Origin of the sequence: Enterococcus sp. DIV0170, assembly GCF_051710765.1 — a bacterium.
Lineage (GTDB): Bacteria > Bacillota > Bacilli > Lactobacillales > Enterococcaceae > Enterococcus_A > Enterococcus_A raffinosus.
In genome coordinates this window covers 2,451,697-2,470,257 of record NZ_JBIOLG010000001.1, presented here as the reverse complement: position 1 = coordinate 2,470,257, position 18,561 = coordinate 2,451,697, and the positions used below count along the sequence as shown (strand labels likewise).

General features: G+C 40.2%; 18 protein-coding genes. 12 read left to right on the top strand and 6 right to left on the bottom strand.

From position 1 onward, the window contains the following. Positions 1–6 precede the first annotated feature (6 nt). Positions 7–1,107, bottom strand: coding sequence for a sensor histidine kinase (locus IGI50_RS11915; protein ID WP_438777059.1), 1,101 nt, complete (start codon positions 1,105–1,107; stop codon positions 7–9). Positions 1,108–1,258: 151 nt separating this feature from the next. On the opposite strand from IGI50_RS11915, the gene IGI50_RS11910 reads away from it, so the two are divergent. The 3 genes from IGI50_RS11910 to IGI50_RS11900 are packed head-to-tail and all read left to right on the top strand — an operon-like array spanning position 1,259 to position 4,500. Continuing rightward, positions 1,259–2,191 carry an ABC transporter ATP-binding protein gene (locus tag IGI50_RS11910; protein WP_010745668.1) on the top strand — a complete coding sequence of 311 codons (933 nt, stop codon included), beginning with the start codon at positions 1,259–1,261 and terminating at the stop codon, positions 2,189–2,191. 10 nt (positions 2,192–2,201) lie between these two features. Further along, on the top strand, positions 2,202–3,341 hold the full coding sequence (locus IGI50_RS11905) for an ABC transporter permease (protein WP_438777058.1): 1,140 nt from the start codon (positions 2,202–2,204) through the stop codon (positions 3,339–3,341). Further along, a complete protein-coding gene (locus IGI50_RS11900) occupies positions 3,328–4,500 on the top strand; it encodes an ABC transporter permease (protein ID WP_438777057.1) in 1,173 nt (390 codons plus the stop codon). Before IGI50_RS11905 ends, IGI50_RS11900 begins: the two co-directional genes overlap by 14 nt. A gap of 198 nt (positions 4,501–4,698) precedes the next feature. Here the strand turns inward: IGI50_RS11900 and IGI50_RS11895 are convergent, their stop codons facing one another. The 3 genes from IGI50_RS11895 to IGI50_RS11885 all read right to left on the bottom strand — a co-directional run bounded on the left by IGI50_RS11895 (position 4,699) and on the right by IGI50_RS11885 (position 6,772). Beyond that, positions 4,699–5,619, bottom strand: coding sequence for an IS3 family transposase (locus IGI50_RS11895; protein ID WP_438777579.1), 921 nt, complete (start codon positions 5,617–5,619; stop codon positions 4,699–4,701). Then, the gene (locus tag IGI50_RS11890; protein ID WP_010745472.1) at positions 5,598–6,281 is read right to left on the bottom strand and encodes a helix-turn-helix domain-containing protein; all 684 of its coding nucleotides are present in this window, start codon (positions 6,279–6,281) and stop codon (positions 5,598–5,600) included. The genes IGI50_RS11895 and IGI50_RS11890 overlap by 22 nt, the downstream gene beginning before the upstream one ends. 80 nt (positions 6,282–6,361) lie before the next feature. Beyond that, the gene (locus IGI50_RS11885) at positions 6,362–6,772 is read right to left on the bottom strand and encodes an NUDIX domain-containing protein (RefSeq protein WP_438777056.1); all 411 of its coding nucleotides are present in this window, start codon (positions 6,770–6,772) and stop codon (positions 6,362–6,364) included. Positions 6,773–6,924: 152 nt separating this feature from the next. On the opposite strand from IGI50_RS11885, the gene IGI50_RS11880 reads away from it, so the two are divergent. The 6 genes from IGI50_RS11880 to IGI50_RS11855 all read left to right on the top strand — a co-directional run bounded on the left by IGI50_RS11880 (position 6,925) and on the right by IGI50_RS11855 (position 11,729). Beyond that, complete coding sequence (locus IGI50_RS11880; RefSeq protein ID WP_222225756.1) at positions 6,925–8,004, top strand: M42 family metallopeptidase; 1,080 nt, start codon at positions 6,925–6,927, stop codon at positions 8,002–8,004. Between the two features lie 71 nt (positions 8,005–8,075). Next, entirely contained in the window at positions 8,076–8,246 is a 171-nt protein-coding gene (locus IGI50_RS11875) for a hypothetical protein (RefSeq protein WP_010745673.1), read from the top strand. Between the two features lie 39 nt (positions 8,247–8,285). Continuing rightward, positions 8,286–9,059 carry a DUF975 family protein gene (locus tag IGI50_RS11870; protein ID WP_438777055.1) on the top strand — a complete coding sequence of 258 codons (774 nt, stop codon included), beginning with the start codon at positions 8,286–8,288 and terminating at the stop codon, positions 9,057–9,059. Continuing rightward, positions 9,056–9,793 carry an MBL fold metallo-hydrolase gene (locus IGI50_RS11865; RefSeq protein WP_438777054.1) on the top strand — a complete coding sequence of 246 codons (738 nt, stop codon included), beginning with the start codon at positions 9,056–9,058 and terminating at the stop codon, positions 9,791–9,793. The genes IGI50_RS11870 and IGI50_RS11865 overlap by 4 nt, the downstream gene beginning before the upstream one ends. Positions 9,794–9,831: 38 nt before the next feature. After that, positions 9,832–10,839 carry a lipoate--protein ligase gene (locus IGI50_RS11860; RefSeq protein WP_438777053.1) on the top strand — a complete coding sequence of 336 codons (1,008 nt, stop codon included), beginning with the start codon at positions 9,832–9,834 and terminating at the stop codon, positions 10,837–10,839. A gap of 182 nt (positions 10,840–11,021) precedes the next feature. After that, a complete protein-coding gene (locus tag IGI50_RS11855) occupies positions 11,022–11,729 on the top strand; it encodes a GntR family transcriptional regulator (protein ID WP_010745677.1) in 708 nt (235 codons plus the stop codon). 85 nt (positions 11,730–11,814) lie between these two features. Here the strand turns inward: IGI50_RS11855 and IGI50_RS11850 are convergent, their stop codons facing one another. Continuing rightward, on the bottom strand, positions 11,815–13,014 hold the full coding sequence (locus IGI50_RS11850; protein WP_438777052.1) for an enolase C-terminal domain-like protein: 1,200 nt from the start codon (positions 13,012–13,014) through the stop codon (positions 11,815–11,817). Between the two features lie 274 nt (positions 13,015–13,288). Here IGI50_RS11850 and IGI50_RS11845 point away from each other — a divergent pair, with 274 nt between their 5' ends. From IGI50_RS11845 to IGI50_RS11835, 3 genes are read left to right on the top strand one after another with little or no spacing between them, the layout of a single operon-like run. Next, the gene (locus IGI50_RS11845) at positions 13,289–15,118 is read left to right on the top strand and encodes a glucose PTS transporter subunit IIA (protein ID WP_438777051.1); all 1,830 of its coding nucleotides are present in this window, start codon (positions 13,289–13,291) and stop codon (positions 15,116–15,118) included. A gap of 12 nt (positions 15,119–15,130) precedes the next feature. Then, the gene (locus tag IGI50_RS11840) at positions 15,131–15,784 is read left to right on the top strand and encodes a bifunctional 2-keto-4-hydroxyglutarate aldolase/2-keto-3-deoxy-6-phosphogluconate aldolase (protein ID WP_010745680.1); all 654 of its coding nucleotides are present in this window, start codon (positions 15,131–15,133) and stop codon (positions 15,782–15,784) included. After that, complete coding sequence (locus IGI50_RS11835) at positions 15,777–16,772, top strand: sugar kinase (RefSeq protein WP_438777050.1); 996 nt, start codon at positions 15,777–15,779, stop codon at positions 16,770–16,772. Before IGI50_RS11840 ends, IGI50_RS11835 begins: the two co-directional genes overlap by 8 nt. A gap of 48 nt (positions 16,773–16,820) precedes the next feature. Here IGI50_RS11835 and IGI50_RS11830 read toward each other — a convergent pair whose 3' ends face one another. Beyond that, positions 16,821–18,425, bottom strand: coding sequence for an MFS transporter (locus tag IGI50_RS11830; protein WP_438777049.1), 1,605 nt, complete (start codon positions 18,423–18,425; stop codon positions 16,821–16,823). Between the last annotated feature and the right edge of the window lie 136 nt (positions 18,426–18,561).

The following is an 18,561-nucleotide window of genomic DNA, read 5'->3' as shown; positions in this document are numbered from 1 at the left end:
CTTACATCAATTGATTTCTCGGAGTGCCGAGCGAGTATTTTTCGGTAGGATGACATGAATCATAAAATGATTGGGTGTTTGTGAGAGATGCATCTGACCGCCGATTTTTTCTAAACGTTGCTGCATACTTTTCAATCCAATCCCGCTGCCGCTTTTTTTAGCCAATGTTCCATTATCAAGAATCTGTAATCGATAAAATGCCGGCAGCTCGTTGAATGAAAGAGTGACATTGGTCGCGTTACTGTGCTTCATAACATTGGCTAATGCTTCTTTCATTACCATTAATAAGGTACGATCCTGCTCTTGGGTCAAATTTTCTGGGATATTGCCACGAAGAATCACTTCACAGAATTGAAAATCCGCAATAAGAAAGTCCAATCCCTTTCTGAAGGAAAGCGAGGTTTCATGCAAATCATGAACACTTTCGCGAATATTATCCATCCCAGTATGAATAGTCACTTTCAATTGAGTTAACGGTTCTTTCAGAGAATCTGATTGATTGATAGCTTCGATTGCTCCTAATTGAATAATGGCGCTAGAGAGCAAATGCCCGACGTTATCATGGATGTCACGAGCGATTCGATTTCGCTCCTCTGAGATTTCCAGATCGATGAAGGTCTCTTGTGATTGTATCAATTCTTGATTTTTTTGTTTTAGAAGTTCTTGTTTTTCCCAACTATCATCCTTTAACTGCAAAAAAGCTTCTTCTAGTTCCATCTGTTTTTTTCCACGCCAAGCTAAGAGTATCGCAAAGCAGCTTAAACAAAAAATCAGTAGGTGCTCAGAAGAAGAATAGCCATCTTGGAATAAAGGAATGACCAATACAATCAATCCCCAACTCCAAATGACTTCTTCTCGCCAGGAGATTCGCAAATTAGCTGGCAAAAAAATGAGCAGCATAGGCCAAAAAAAACTTAAAATTAATAGTGGAAAGACCCCCATTGCTTGGCCTAATGATTTTTTCAGCAATAGGGCGGGTGCGGCTAAGAGAATACTGGCCAATAGGTAGACGACCATTTGTGGTTTGAACTCCTGCTGAAACAAGAGGACGATACCGATAATTTCAAAGAAGAAAAAATCCGCCCAATATTTATTTAAATGCTTCATTGTCTCTCCTAACTTCTAGCTAAAATATGACTCACGTAAACTTCTTCACAAAATGACATTTGTCATTCTATGATTGGCCGAAACTCACTGTAATAAATTTTCTAATTTTATTATAGTAAATGTAAGATGAAAAGGAAAAGGAGTTTTTCAAATGTTAATTGAAATCGAAAACTTAGTAAAGCGCTACGGTGATTTCACCGCTTTGAACCATTTAAACCTATCCGTGAAAAAGGGTGAAATTTTAGGTCTATTAGGACCAAATGGAAGTGGGAAATCCACCACTATTAATTGTGTTCTCTCGTTGCTGACTTATGATCGAGGCTCAATCAAAATTTTCGGTGAAGAGATGGGACCAGAAAAATATGGAATCAAACAAAAAATCGGGGTTGTGCCTCAAGAGATTGCTCTTTTTGAAGAACTGAGTGTTACGGACAATATCAACTATTTTTGCGGATTGTACGTGCAAGAAAAAAGCAAACGAGAGCAATACGTAGAAGAGGTCATTCAACTTGTTGGTTTAGAAGAATTTCGTAAATTTTATCCTAGACAGCTAAGCGGAGGTTTGAAGCGTCGATTGAATATTGCCTGTGGGATCGTGCATAAACCAGAGCTGATCTTTTTAGATGAACCAACTGTCGCTGTCGATCCACAAAGTCGTAACAAGATTTTGGATAGTATTAAAGAGCTGAACCGTCAAGGAGCGACAATCGTTTATACAACTCATTATATGGAAGAAGTCGAGATCTTATGTAACCATATCGTGATTATTGATCAAGGACAAGTAATCGCTGAGGGCAGTAAAGAACAACTGAAAAATATGGTTCGCGAAAATGAAAAGTTAATTATCGAGGTTCCGGGATTGACAGAAGAACAAGTGGCAACGGTTGAGGGATTCCCATCTATTTTGGAAGTAACTTACGATGAGAGCTATCTAAAAATAACCACTAAGGATTTGAAAAAGGCACTGCTGCCAATTTTGAATTATTTTGAAACAGAAAAAATTATGTACGCCAATATCCACACGCAAGAGGCAACACTAAACGATGTTTTCTTGGAAATCACCGGAAAAGAATTAAGGGATTAGGGGGGAGATTATGTTTGTTCGTTTATTTATTTATCGCTTGCGCGTCTTATTAAGAAATCGTAGTCTGCTTTTTTGGACCTTTGCCTTTCCGGTCGTTTTAGGCTTATTGTTCAATCTAGCCTTTGGCAATTTGGACGACATAATGGCATTAGAAACATCGAAGGTTGGGATCGTCTCTACAGATGAAACGAAAGCAGAACAGTTTAAATCGGTTTTAAAGGAAATAAAAGACGATGATGATGAAGTGGTTTTTAAAAGTAAAGAACTGTCAAAAAAGGAAGCACAGGCACAATTGTCGGATGATGAGATTGCCGGCTATTTTGAAATTGATGCAGAGACTATCGAGCTATTTGTTAGTAAAAGCGGCACGCAGCAAACTGTTTTAAAGGAACTTTTGAATCAATATCTACAAAATACAGATAAAATTGAAACGTTGATGGCAACTGGGATGGTACAGCCACAAATGCTCAATCAGGTACTTGAACAAAAGAGCTATGTAAAAGATGGCAATGGTACTGGAAACTTCAACTTGAAATCTTTTTATTTCTTTACGTTAGTCGGGATGACCGTCATGTACGGATTTATGTGGGGACTGCGCAACGCGAACGATCAACAAGCCAATCAGTCGCCAGAGGGGATGCGTCTATGCTTGATTCCGCGGAATAAATTGCTGGTGTCCTTTGCCAATATGCTGGCAAGTTTTGTCCTCTTCTTCGTTCAGACGACCTTGATCTTGATGTTTTATCGTTTTGTTTATCAAGTCGAGTTTGGGGATCATTGGAACTACATCCTACTCGTTTGCGCCCTTGGTGCATTTACGGCGATTTCTTTTGGGACGTTGATTGGGAATGCATTATCCAAGCTGGCCTTTCAACAAAAGATTTCGATTGGGATCTCCATATCCATGATTATGAGCTTTTTAGCAGGAATGATGGGATCACAATCGATCAAATATTGGATTGATGTTCATGTTCCATTGCTAGGACGAATCAATATCGTAAATCTAATTAGTGAAAGCTTGTATCAGCTGTTTTATTATCAATTTCTCGATCCCTTTTATACGAATTTATTGTGGCTAGCTGGGTTTGGTATTTTATTTATCCTATTAAATTATTCTTTTGAGAGGAAGGTGCAATATGACCACTTATAGAGCGATCCTGCAAATTCTGAAGAAGAATAAGGGGAGTCTGTCATTAGGGATAATCATTATGGTAGTTATCACAATGTTTTATGCCGGTCAATTAACTAAAGACGCAGAAGAATTGACGGGTGCGAAAATTGCCGTTCTCTCAAAAGATGATTCCGCTATTGAAAAAGGCTTTATAGATTATTTAGGAAAACAACACACGATTGTTCAATTAAAGGATACTTCTGAAAAGAGTTTGGATGATGCACTTTACTTTGATGAAGTAGAGTATATTCTTGAGATACCTAAGAATTTCTCAGAAAAATTGTCTAAAGGAGAAGACGTGAAGCTGACAAGCAAGACCCGTCCAGCGACCTTTTCACAATCCTTAGTGGACACAACGATAAACAACTATCTCAATACCTTTTTGACGTATCAAAAGCAAATGCCAGAGCTAAGTCAAAAGGAGTTATTAAAGCAAACAAAAACAACCTTGAGCAAAGATGGAAAAGTACATTTCGATTCAAGCTACCATAAAAAGAAGAAACAAAATGTCACGGGTCAGATTTATAATCTCTTGGCTTATGGAATGTTCATGACAATCTTCAGCGGTTACGCGGTAGTGAATTTGGCCTTTAATCGGGAGGAAATCAGTCGCCGAAACAGCTGTTCACCCATTTCCCGTCGGAAACTGTCTCGCAAAATATCAATAGGCAACTTGGCCTATTCAGTCTGCTGCTGGCTTCTATTTGTGGCCTTCGTATTAGCAGTTACTAGAAATAGCATGGATCAGGTGATGGGGTATTTCCTGTTGAACACAGTATCATTCTTTGTCGCGATTGTTAGTTTCTCTATTTTAATCACCAGTATTTTACAGAAGGAAGATGCGATCAGCGGGATTAATAATATCTTTATAATGGGAAGCTGTTTTGTCGGCGGGGTATTTGTTCCAAGTGAATTTTTACCCGATGCGGTGAATAAGATCGCTGCTTTTACTCCAACCTACTGGTTCGCACAAAACAATGAATTGATCGGAAAAACAGTCAGCTTTGATCAGGCCTTTTTAGATAAGTTTTTATTCCAATCAGGGGTTCTATTAGCCTTTGCCGCTGTATTTTGGGTGATTCATCTGATCACGATGCGGGAAAAGGGCACTTGGTCATTGAAAAAAGTTCAAGCCTAATTAAAAAATCAGCGTGTCCTTCTGGTGGGCTACCCGTCAATAGGACAATGAAATAATGAATAATTTTTAGAACTACTCTTCGCTTCTTGAAGAGTAGTTTTTAACTTTTTTAAGAAACAACTACCGCGCTGCCGCTTGGTTGGTCATGCGTTTCAAACACAAAACAAAGGGCGTTTTATGTTTGAAACGCACGAATGATTAGGCTGCTTCGTAATACAGATTGTGATACTCCATCGGTGTCAACACATGCAATTTCCGTTGATAGCGCCCATTGTTGTAATAGTCCATATAATTCGCAATCATCGTGACTAGCTCTGTACGACTCGTAAATTTCTTGCCGTAATATTTTTCTCGTTTGATCATTCCCCAAAACCCTTCCATCGGACCATTATCGATACATTTTCCAACACGAGACATGCTTTGCGTCATTTGAGCTTCAATGATTCTGTTATAAAAATTCTGATGCGTATATTGGAATCCACGATCGCTATGAAAGAGCGGGTGAGCATCAGGTTCTGTTTCGATTGCTTGATCGAAGGTATCAAAGGCAATATTCAGGTCATTGGTATCACTAATGACGTAAGAAACAATCCGACGATCATAGAGGTCTAAAATCGCGCTTAAATAAACCTTGTGGATTTCTGGTCCCTCATAATATTTGAATTCCGTTACATCCGTTAGCCATTTTTGATTCGGCGCTTCGGCAGTAAACTTACGATCTAAAATGTTTTCGGCGGTGTGGTAGGGATGATTCGCTCCTTTTGTAATACTGTTGGCAGAGTGTTTGATGGTCGACTGAATCCCTTCATGTCGGCAGATACGCAACACGCGTTTGTCATTGACATGAATATCGTGTTCTCGAAGCAAGTCATTATTAATCCCGCGATACCCTTTTTCAGGATGTTCATTATGAATGATCCGTATAACTTTCGCCAATTCCATGTTTTCTAGCGTCCGTTCACTATAGGGATGTTCGATCCACCGCAAATAAGCCGAACGAGTGACACTCATGATTTTACACATGGGTAAGATGGCATAGGCTTTTTCTTCGTGAAGTTCTTTGATTGCTTCGTAAGCAACTACTTTTCTGACTTGTCCTAGCGATCCCTTCTTTCTAATTCCTTTACTTTTTTTAACAGGTCGATCTCCATCTGTTGGTATTTTACTTGTTCTTCGAGTTGAGCGATTCTGATTTGCGCGTCTTCCTCTGGGGTGCGACTTTCTTGTTTGGCTTTTCGTTGTCCACGACGATCTTCTAAACCGGCCTTGCCTTTTTTTTCGTAACGCTTTACCCAATTGTAGAGATTGGCATATTTCACTTGGTATTTGACTGCGGTCCCGCTGTAATCATAGTCATTTGCGATACAATACAGGACCATTTCTACACGTTCTTCCAAACTGAATTTTTTTGTTTGTCTCACGTTGCTTCCACCACTTTCTGATTTGAAGTCTCCATGAGTATTATATCTCTTAATCCAGTCTCGAAGTTGAGTTGTACTTCTTAATTCGTATCTTTTAGCTACTCTCAATAGGCTGTCTGAGCCATTCAGATAATCAAGAACGGCTTCAAGTTTTAGTTCCTTTGAATATCCCTTATTCTTTCTTGTGGCAATCAACCCAGCAGGACCTTCGTTTTCATAAATTGCGCACCATCGTTTCAACGTAGTGGAACTAATTCCAGCTTCTTTAGCGGTTCGAGCTGATCCTCGTTCTCCATTCAAATACTGCTTAACAAACTGTACTCGTTTTTCCACAGTAAGTTTCATCTGTCTTTTTCCCATAATAAATACCCCTAACTAGGACTTAATTATTTCTTTGTCCTAGTTAGGGGTAGCATATCATTCCTGGCACGCTGATTTTTTTAATCTTCAAAGTAAATTTGCTGTTCTTCACCAAAAAAGATTGGCAATAGATCATTTAAAGTTCCTGCTAGCGGTTGTGTAGTCAATGCTGTCTTTTTTACCCAAAAAAGATCATCAGGCACTACTTGTTTCTTTACTTTAGCAGTGTAAAGAAAGGCCAGCTCACGTGTTTCTTTCGCTAAATGATTCCACTCTGCTGTTCCGCGCAAAAGTGGCTGTACTACTAACCCAGTTTCTTCTTCGATTTCTCTAACAGCTGCCTCATAGCTGCCCTCATCTTTTTCTACATGTCCGCCAGGAAAGGTCCAGCCGGGCCAATCCTTTTTCTTCCGGTCTTGGACCAGTACCTCGTCTTGGTCGTTTTCGATCATTACCATCATGGTTAATTCAATCGCTAATACGCGTGCCATTCGATCACCTCCTAGTGATTATACAACATACTACGCAGATTTTTTTGACAATGGTATACTGATTTATAGGTAAAAAGGGTCGTTCTTCATTTTTTAGAAGAGTATCCTAGTAAGTAGTATTTTATTTTTGAGGTAAAGCAGGAGGAGTAAGAGTGGAGAAAAAGGAAGAACAATTATTGATCGATCTGACATCAGCCCGAGGAATCGCGGGAAATGAAGACGAGGTCAGAGAAGTTTTCAAAAGCTATGCACAGGATTTTGCCGATGATATTTTCTTTGACGGTTTAGGCAGTGTGATCGCAAAACACGGAGGTGGCGGAGGTCCCAAAGTATTTATCTCTGGTCACTTGGATGAAGTCGGCTTTATGGTAACAAAGATTACGGAAAAGGGATTTTTAGAATTTCAAACGATCGGCGGCTGGTGGAATCAAGTCATGCTGGCGCAACAAGTGGAAATCAAAACTCGTAAAGGAAAGATTATCCATGGGGTGATCGGTTCTAAGCCACCTCACGTGTTGACACCGGAAGCACGCAAAAGACCGTTTGAAATTAAGGATATGTTTATTGATATTGGGGCCTCTAGTGCGGAGGAAGCAAAAGAATGGGGCATTCGTCCTGGAGATATGGTAACCCCGTATATTCACTACCAACGAATGAATGAGTCTAAATTTTTACTCGCAAAAGCATGGGACAACCGAATTGGTACAGCTGTCGCGTTACGGGTATTAGAAAATCTATCTAAACGGGAGCATCATAATGTTTTGTTCGCCGGCAGCGACGTTCAAGAAGAAGTTGGTTTGCGGGGGGCTCGTACAAGCTCACATATCGTAAATCCTGACATCGCTTTTGCGTTGGATACAGGGACTGCTGGAGATACACCAGGAATGACGCCGAAAGAAGCGGACTCTGTGTTAGGCAAGGGACCGCAGATCCTGATTTACGATGCCTCTATGGTTCCTCATAAAAAATTATTGGATTTTGTGATTGATGTGGCGGAAGAGTTAGACATTCCTTTCCAATATACAGTCATTGCCGGTGGTGGAACGGATGCTGGACAAATGCACTTGACCCGTGATGGTGTGCCTTCGTTAGCGATCACTGTACCGGTTCGTTACCTACATTCACATACATCGGTCATCCATGAAGAGGATTATTTTAATACAGTAAAACTAGTCACAGAAGTTGTTGCACGTTTAGATTACGAAACAGTTGGCGAAATCAAAAATTATTAAAAGCTGTCGCTAAATTGGTTGCATTGGATTTTTTGTTTGTTCCTATTCTTTGAATAAGGGGTATTAACAGCATGAATACAAAGATCGATACAAAACGAACCGAGCTGAGTCATCTAAAAAGAGAGTTGAAATTGTTTGAGAAGCTCAGTCCAGGAAATGTTCCAATTGCTCTTGAAGCCAAACGAGTCGAACGTAAAATACAGCATTTAACCAAAGAAATCTCAGAATTAAAAAAATCGTAGGAAAAATTTTTCCGCGAATCGTGAATAAGGAGTGTATCTATGAGTTTAAGTGAATATCGTCAAAGAGCCAAAGACCGTCTGAATGGTCAATGGGGGATCAACGTGGGGTTGATCGTAATTGTTGGATTGTTAACAGGAGCGATCAGTAGCGTATCCACGATGACCAGCAACACAAATCTTCAATTAGGGATCTCATTTTTATTGAGCATTTTTGTTTTATTTGCTTTCAGCTATGCCCTCTATTACATCAGCTTGTACGTCGTGCGTGGCGGTCGAGCAGAATTAGGGCAAATTTTCGTGGTCTTTCAACAGGGCTATTACGTTCCGTTGATGCTGATCAATATTATTGCCCAGGTCGTACAATATGTATTAGCGGCAATTTTCTTTATTCCATTGTTACTGCAGGCGGGCAGCAGTGTGTACATTTCGCTGATTTCAACAGGAGGCGTGACCAGTGTAGACAATGTCTCCACTTTGTTGAATGTCGGCATTCTTAGTTTGTATGTTGTTTTGACACTGGCTTTCTTACTTGTGACAACAATCATCAGTATCATTTTCAAATTTGCTGTGTGGGTAAAATTTGATTATCCAGATCTAAGTGTGGGCGATTGTATCAAGCGTGCTTGGCTATTGCTGAAGGATCGCTGGGGAAAATATATCTTATTGCAATTATCCTTTATTGGATGGTATATCTTAGGTTTTGTGGCTTTGATCGTAGGACTGCTTTTCGTGGCTGTCTATGTAAACACGGCAAGTGCGGCATTCTATGATCAAGCGTTACAGGAAAAAATTGATCAGGGGGAATTCGCATGAAATTGACCGTCCTTGGTTGTTTAGGTGCCTATCCTTACGAAGGACAAGGAACGACTAGTTATTTGCTGCAAGCGGATGGCTTTAATTTATTGTTAGATGCTGGTAGTTCAACGCTTGTTGAGTTGGAAAAGGAGCTGGATCCCTTGGATTTGGATGCAGTGATCTTAACTCACTATCATCATGATCATATTGCGGATCTAGGGGTATTGCAATATTATTGGCAGCTCTATCCAACGCAAACACCGAAGCCTATTTTGCCGATCTATGGGCACACAGAAGACGAATTTCATTTCAACGATTTGACGATGGAAGGCGTTACTGAAGGCCGCGCTTATTTTGAAGCAGAAGAATTGAAACTTGGACCGTTTCTTGTTACGTTTATGAAGACGATTCATCCGGTCCCTTGCTTTGCAATGCGCTTTGTCGAAGAAAAGACCGGTGCTGTCTTTGTCTTCACGGGTGATTCTGGTTATCTAGAGTCCTTCAATGAGTTTGCCAAAGAGGCCGATCTGTTTTTAGCGGATACGTACTTATTTGATGGGAACGAGCGCCATAAAGCACATTTTACAGCTGGTGAAGCGGGCAACTTTGCCAAGAATGCAGCAGTCAAAAAGCTAGTGTTGACTCATTTGCCTCAACAGGGCGATTTAGAAGAACTACGTCAGCAGGCGGCTGCTACAAGTAATGGCATTCCAGTTGAATTGGCACAGCCTCACAAAGTTTTTGAGATTTAAAAATAATTTATCCTTAACAGGAGCTAGGAGTTGGAAACATGCTATATGTACCAAATGACAAAGAACGTGATCCACGAATAAACCTTGCCATCGAGACGTATCTATTACAGAACATGCCATTAGACGAACCGATCCTGCTTTTTTATATTAATGAGCCGTCCATTATTATCGGTCGTAATCAAAATACGATTGAAGAGATCAACAAAGAATACGTGGACGAAAAAGGGATTCATGTTGTTCGCCGGTTAAGTGGTGGAGGGGCTGTTTATCACGACCTTGGGAATTTGAATTTCAGCTTCATTATGCCAGATGATGGCAACTCCTTTAGAGATTTCAAAAAATTAACGGAACCAATCGTTGAAGCCCTTCATAAGCTGGGCATCGAAGGGGCTCAGTTAAAAGGTCGGAATGATTTAGTAATTGACGATAAAAAATTCTCCGGTAATGCGATGTATTCAACCACTGGCCGGATGTTTGCTCATGGAACCTTGATGTTTGATAGCGACATTGACGAAGTGGTCAATGCCTTGAAGGTCAAAAAAGACAAAATCGAATCAAAGGGAATTAAGTCGATTCGTTCTCGAGTAACAAATATTAAGGATTATTTGCCAGCGGATAAACAAGACATGACAACAGAAGAATTTCGTCAAGCGATCCTGTTGCAAATTTTTGGCGTAGAGAGTGTCGATCAAGTAAAGACTCATGAGTTGAATGAGGAAGACTGGAAAGCCATCAATCAGATTTCTGATGAGTATTACAAGAATTGGGATTGGAACTATGGCCGTTCACCAGAGTTTAACTTAGAGCGGCAAAAACGTTTCCCAATCGGTTCAATCGAAGTACGCCTAGATGTAGCGAATGGCGTGATCGAAAAAGCGAAAGTCTTCGGAGACTTCTTCGGATTAGGTGAGATCAAGGACGTAGAAAATCAATTGATCGGTACACGCTATGAGAAAACAGCGCTAGAAGAAAGCATCGATCAAATCGATTTGACGCATTATTTTGGCAATATTACTAAAGAAGATTTCCTATCATTAATCTATTAAAAGCTCGCGACCTTTCCATTTGAGAAAGGTCGTTTTTTTGTGAGGCGAAAGTTTTTTCGAATAAGGCTCAGCTTTGCTCCTGCACAGAAAGAAGAAGCGGATTAAATCGTGGTAGCCGACTGAAAACTTTGGCTTCTTTTGGTAAGATAGGAATAGAAAAAAGCCCGACAAAGGAGCCCTACATGAAAAAGCGCGAGTTCATTGTTCAAGACTTATTGAGTAAGATTTATCAGGAAGAATTTAAAGAAGGAAAATTACCAAATCAGCGAAAGCTGGCACAAATCTATGGCGTATCTCGATTTACCATTCAGCAAGCGGTGAAAAATTTAGAAGAGATTGGGATTGTCCGCGTTGTTCAGGGGTCTGGAATTTTTGTCCATGAGAAATGGGTGAAAAATCCACTGATCTTTAATTCTTTGACTCGTACTCCTTACGATCGGATTGACTCAAAAATGATTGAATTAAAAAAGGCGCCAGCCACCTTAGACGAACAAAAGATTTTCCAAATTGATGAAGGGGATGAGGTGTGGACTTTTGAGCGCATCCGCATTGTCAATTACAAAATTGAACAGTTGGAAATCTCGAAAATGCCAACAGCAATGTTTCCAGATTTGTCACAAGAGGTCATTGAGCATTCGATCCAAAATTATGTCGAACAGAAAGGGTTCCGTATATCCCATTATATTACCAGTTATGATCCAATCACCACTTCAAAGGAGCAGTCAAAGCTGCTTTTGTGTAAGCGTGGAACACCTGCGATGCAGATTACAAATCGAGCTATTTTGGAAGATGGACAGGTTTTTGAATACAGTAGCATCGTGGCAATCGATTACTCAGTAACGTATATTCGGCCCTTTGATCGTGAGATTCACCGTTCAAGGATTGATTAGAAATTTCATCACAAGAGAAATGGATGCTAAAAATATGTAGTGAAACATAAAAAGGTAAAGTCCGAAAGTAGACTTTACCTTTTTCTTATGGAGTTACAATTGTTCCGTCTGGTGTTCGACTTTGCGTCCATTCATGGGGACGGTAGACAACAGGGTATTCAGCAGCCATCTCTTCATTGAAGGTAACCCCGATTCCGCTTTGTTCGATCGGATAAAAGAAGCCCTGCTCTGGTGCTGGAATGTTACCAAAGAGCTTCTGAGTATTTTTGGGCACATCAATATTTTCTTGGATAGCTGCATTGTGTAAATGAATATTTAAATGTGTATTGACTGCTAAACCAATCGGTGTGATATCCGATGGTGTATGCCAGGCGATTCGAATTCCCATAGCTTCACAGAAATGAGCCAATTTCAATGCAGGAGTGATTCCACCAATTTGAGATACATGTGCGCGCATATAATCGATTTGACGATTGCGGACTAACTCCTTCCATTCCATGGGATTGTTGAATAATTCTCCCGTCGCGATCGGTGTCGTCGATTGACTGCGTAATTGCGCAAGCCATTCATTTTGGTTTGGTGGTAAGATATCCTCTAAGAAGAAAAGATTATACTTTTCCGCAGCTTTTGCAAAGTTGATGGCTTGATTAGGATGCAGGCGTTCATGAACATCATGCAGCATTTGGAATTGCTGACCGTATTTTTTTTGAATACTAGCAAACATTTTTAACGTTGTTTGCATATACTCTTCCTGGTCGAAATAAGAGCCGTTAATTGGATTTTCGGGGGTCTCTAAATTGCTGGGATTACCGCCGTAAAAACCTAATTGGCAACGAATGTAGCGATAGCCTTCTGCAAGAAATTTGTCAATCTCACCGTACAAAGCGGTTAAATTATCTGCGACAGCATGGGTATAAGCCGGAATTGCGGTGCGTGCTTTACCACCTAGCAGTTGATATAAAGGCATGTCAGCTAGTTTTCCTTTAATATCCCAAAGCGCCATGTCCACACCGGAGATTGCATTGTTGGTAATCGGTCCATTTCGCCAATAAGAGTTGACGTTCATCACTTGCCAGATATCCTCAATTTGGTTCGCATCTCTACCAATAAGTAAAGGTTTCAAGTATTCTTCAACGACCGTTTGAACGGCTAATGGTCGAAATTGGAAAGTTCCACAGCCGACGCCGGATACCCCTTTATCAGTTTCGACCTTTACGACTAATAAATTATGACGGTCCGGTTTGATTGCGAAGCTTTTTATATCAGTAATGATTGTTGGTGTCATTTTTTTCACTCCAATGTACGTAAATATGAATCATTTGCAAACTCATTGAAACATGTAGATGATAAGGCTGTCAATTTGGACTAAAAAAAGAGAGTAAAGAGATGTAAAAACAGTCCAATTTTTAAACAAATGATATGAAAACGTTGATATAAAGCTGATTTTTTTTGTTTTTTATAAAAAAGGACTGGTTTTACAAGGGGGTATGACCATGCTACTATGTTGTTGAAAACGGAAACACGTTTCGTCGAGTTTCAAAGAATGAGGAGGAAAAAAAGTGAAGCACGAAGATGTAGCAAAGCAAATCATTAAAAATGTTGGTGGTGCAGAGAATATCAATAATGCTTGGCATTGTATGACTAGGTTGCGTTTCAATTTAAAGGATGAAAAGCAGGTTAATTACGCTGAGTTGGAAAAAATAGCTGAAGTAGTTGGAACGAAGTATCAAAGCGATCAGCTGCAGGTAGTCATTGGAACGAATGTAGCGGAATATTTCGGACCAATTGCCAAAGTGCTAGGTCTTGATGAGAATAATCAACAAGCTGATGGAGAGAAAAAAGGAGCAGTATCCTTATTCATGGACACTGTTTCTGGAGTATTCGGACCAATTGTACCAGCGATTGCCGGTGCGGGCATGATCAAGGGGCTGATGGCGGGCTTAGTTGCACTAAATGTGATTTCTAACCAAACAGATACCTATTTAATCATTGATATGATTGCCAGTGGGGTATTTACGTTCTTGCCATTTTTTGTTGCTGCTTCAGCCGCTAGGATTTTCAAAACAAATCAATATTTAGCGGTCGCTATCGCTGCCACACTACAATTTCCGACGATGACTACGGCAGTCGCTGAAGGTTCTGTTTCTGCCTTTAAGCTGTTTGGAGTGATTCCTGTGCCTGTCTTTAACTATGCAGGAACCGTAATTCCCATTATTTTTGCAGTATTGGCCTTAAGTTATATCTATCGTTGGGTCGATAAGGTGCTGCCGCAGGTTTTACGGACAGTGTTTACGCCAACCATTTCTTTATTCGTAGCAGGATTGGTTACTTTGACAGTTATTGGGCCAATCAGTATTCATTTAGGAAACCTATTAGCGGCTGGAGTGGCTTGGCTATTCTCCATTTCTCCTGTTTTGGCTGGTGTTGTGGTGGGGGCTATTCGTCCAATAGCGATCTTCACTGGATTACATCATGCGATGACCCCTATCGCTTTGCAAAATTTTGCGAATCAAGGCTATGATATGCTGATGCCAATGATGTTCATGGCGAATATGGCAATTACAGGTGCGACAGCTGCAATCTATACGAAGGTCAAATCAAAAGAGGAAAAATCACTGGTTCTATCTTCGGCAGTTTCTGGTTTACTAGGAATTACTGAACCTGCATTATTCGGGATTTTATCAAAATATAAGAAGGCTTTCATTGCCGCAACTATTGGTAGTTCGATTGCATCGGCATTTATCAGCTTTTTCGGTGTTCGTATCTATGGTTATATCTTATCAAGTATCTTCAGTCTGCCGGCCTATATCGGTCAATACTTTATCTTTGCGGTTCTGGGAATTTTGATTGCATTGATCTCTTCCTTTGTAATCACGTATATGCTCGTTCCAGTCGAAGAGGCAGAAGAGGATGACTTTAATAACGAAGTAAATCTACATTCTGTTGCTAGAGGCAGTTATGTTCCACTAGAAGATGTGCCGGATGAAGTCTTTTCAACAAAAATGATGGGAGATGGATTTGCAATCAAGTCTGTTGACGGCGCTGTTTTTGCTCCTGTCAGCGGAACAGTGACGACCGTCTTTCCTTCAAAGCATGCGATTGGGATCAAGACAGGTAATGGCATTGAGGTTCTTGTTCATATGGGGATCGATACAGTAACGTTAGATGGAAAAGGCTTTGATGTATCAGTAAAAGTTGGCGATAAAGTTACAGCGGAATCAAAAATTGCTCAAATGGACCTAGACTATATTCATAGTCAAGGTAAGGAAACAATGATCATTGTAGTCATTACCAACATGGAGCGAGTACTGAAATTCTCAGGAGAAAGAAATCTAGAAGGACAACATCAAGCAGGTGCCTTATTGGAAAGAGCTTTGCTAAATGGATAGGAGAAGAAATCAATGAAAAGAATAGAAATCTTATCACGCATAGAAAAGGCCGGGGTCATTGCGGTTGTCAGAGGAAAGAATCCAGTAGAGGCAGTCAAAGCTAGTCAGGCCATTATTGCCGGGGGGGTGAAGGGGATTGAAGTTACTTTTACAGTCCCTAATGCGCAATCAGCTATCCATGAATTGGTAAATGATTACCGAGATCAGGATGTAGTGATTGGTGCGGGAACAGTCTTAGATGCAGTAACCGCTCGGCTAGCAATTATAGCAGGAGCAGAGTTTGTTGTTAGTCCAAGTTTTGATCAAGAGACTGCAGAACTGTGCAATCTATATCAAATTCCTTATCTGCCAGGCTGCATGACTATTACAGAAATGCAGCAAGCGCTGAAAAATGGTGTAGATATCATTAAACTTTTCCCTGGAAGTGTTAGCGGGCCAAGTATGGTTTCAGCTGTAAAAGCACCGCTGCCTCATGCAAACCTCATGCCTACTGGTGGTGTGAATTTGGAGAACATGCAAACTTGGTTTGAAGCAGGAGTTGTAGCGGTTGGTGTGGGTGGTAATTTGCTAGCCCCCGTTGCAGAAGGGGATTTCGCTAAAGTAACGGAAATTGCACAGCAATATGCGACAAGGCTAACAGAGATTCGGAGAGAAGCAAATGGCTAGGATTGTTTGTTTGGGAGAAATTATGTTGCGGCTATCAGTCGAAACGGGGATTCGTCTGAACCATACGCAACAATTGGAGGCATACTATGGTGGCGGCGAAGCGAATGTTGCTGTCTCTTTAGCTAATTATGGACATCAAGTACAATTCGCCAGTAAGATTGCTGAAAATGGACTTGGTCAAGCAGCTGAGCGTCATTTAAGAAGTTGCGGAGTAGCTACTGACTATTTGTTAAAAGCGCAAGGTAGAATGGGAGTTTATTATGTGGAGCAAGGGAATGCTCAACGTGCAACTTCTGTCATCTATGATCGGCAATACTCTACATTTTCATTGATGAGTGAATTGGAATGGAAGCTTCAAGATTTATTTTCCGATGTGGAAATTTTTCATATTTCAGGTATTACTCCAGCACTTTCTGAATATTGGAAAGAACTGACCATCGAATTAATCAAGACGGCTAAAAAGACAGGTTGCAAAGTAAGTTTCGATTGCAACTACCGTCAAAGTCTTTGGAGTCAAGGCGAGGCGGGGGCTTTTCTAAAAAAAGTTTTGCCTTTAGTGGATTATTGTTCAGCTGGAAAAATGGACGCCATTTATTTATTAGGTGTTCCAGAAACTGAAGAGGATATTGTCTATTATTATCAAAAAATGCAGGAGCTATTTCCAAACATAACGGCCTTTTATTCTACAAAGCGCAGCGTTCATTCAACCTGCGTCCACGAATTACAGGGAACACTGTGGCTCAATGGAAAATGCTATACCTCAAAAAATCATCTGATTGATCCAATTGTGGATCGAATTGGCGGTGGGGATGCTTTTACTGGTGGAATCTTACATGGTCTAATTAACGATTATTTGCCAATTGAAACAATTGAGTTTGCAACAGGCGCTTCCGTTTTGAAACATTCAGTAAAGGGGGATTGTAATCAATTTACTGAAGAGGAAGTAGTCTCATTTATTCAAAGTTCTACCGCAACAATCAAGCGATAAAAAAATCAGGGAACCGCTTCTTCCATAAAGCGGCGCCCTGATTTTCTTTTATAACCCTAAGGTGATTTTAAAATACTGTTTTTTCTCTTTGTTTTGCCAATGCCAATCGCCATTTGATCGCTTCACTGCTTGTTCTAACTCTTGATGAGAACTTACAGGTATAGTTGCCTCAACGGATTCATCAAAGGAATGACGAGTAAACGCACTTGTGCTGCTTTCAATAATTAACTGTTGTTTTTCTTGCTTCATTGAAATATCAATGGTTCCGAAATTCGAATCGTTTAAGAATTTTTCGAAGAGTTGAATGAGTAAATACAGGTTTTCATCTTTTAGCAGTTGATTTTCTTGGTCTACGATTAATTGGCAAGAGAAAAATTTAGCTTGTTTACGAAATTCATTTTGATAGTAGTCCCGCATTTGCTGCAGGAAATAAGTTAAGGAGAGTGCTTCTTTATTCATATACGCTTCTTTTTCTGCTAATAGTTTAAAGGTGACTAATAGGTTGTTTTGTTTTTCGTTCACTCGTATAAATCGCTGTTTATCTTCCTGCTGTTTTATACGGTAGCGACGAATGAAGCGAATCGCCTCGCCGAAATGATAGCCGCTGATCAAAATCATCAGTCCGCCAAATAAAATCAACGGCCAGTCAGTTGTTAAGTTCGCCGCTCCAGCGAAGAGCTGGATATAGAAGAAGCAGTGAATAAAAGCAGCCATGATAATTCCTGGAGAACAAATGACATAAAATCGATTTTGATCTGCCGATTCTGCTAACGCGATGGCCGCTGTATAAAGGGTCATAAAAACGTTAAATCCGCTAAAAATTTGTACCGCAACTGGAAGCGACAGCCTTCCTGCTATTATGCACAGAACACCAAAAATCAATAGAAATAGCTGTGAACCAACGCCATAAAAGTAATAGTGTTGATATTTTTTGGTTCTCAAAAGATAATAACTGGTCAGAAAGACTGGGATCAGAATTGCTGTCAGGTTATACAGGATCGACAATGTTTTAGGCTCAAATAGCGTGCTGGCTGGAACATTCAAAATAATTGACTGCAGCCCAATAAAAAAAGTAAATCCGATCAAGATCAAGGTTAGAACAGTCTCTTTCTTCGGCCCCTTTCTCTTTAAGAAGAGAAGGATCAGCATCAAAACAATAAGTGTAGAACAGGTGATCCAGAGCAGAAGTTGTGGCAGAGAGTGCAGAATAAAGTAGCGATCAACTTCTGCTGCTTCACCGATAAACACTTGAGCAGGAATGCCAGCATAATAATCGTAGGGTGTTTTTGTGACGATTCGTAATTTTTCTTTTCGATAATTACTAGGTAGGTGAATCGCCGATTGCAAAAGTCCAGGATCTTTCTGCTGCTTCGTTGGCGCATAGCTATAAATAAGCTTTTCACCAATATAGACCGACACCCATTGATGATTGGTACGGATCACTAACTGAGGGTCTTTCAGCGGCATGTCCAGCTGTTGTTGCATAATGAGGGCACTATTTGGCTGAATATTCTTTAAACGTTGTTCGGTTTTTCCAAAGATATATTGATCTGAATGCCCCTTCACCATAAACGTCCAGCGATCGTTTAGTTTTTGGATATCGGCCTTTTTGACTTCTTCTGTGATGGTGATACCGAAAAAATAAGCCAGCATTAAAATAACTAATATTATTAAAATAGAACCTTTTTTTGACTGGAATCTAAAAGAACGGTTTTTATTTGTCTTCACTATTATTAAATAACATCCTTTCGTTTTTGAAAAAGAGAGAGATTTCCGTTCGACTATAAAA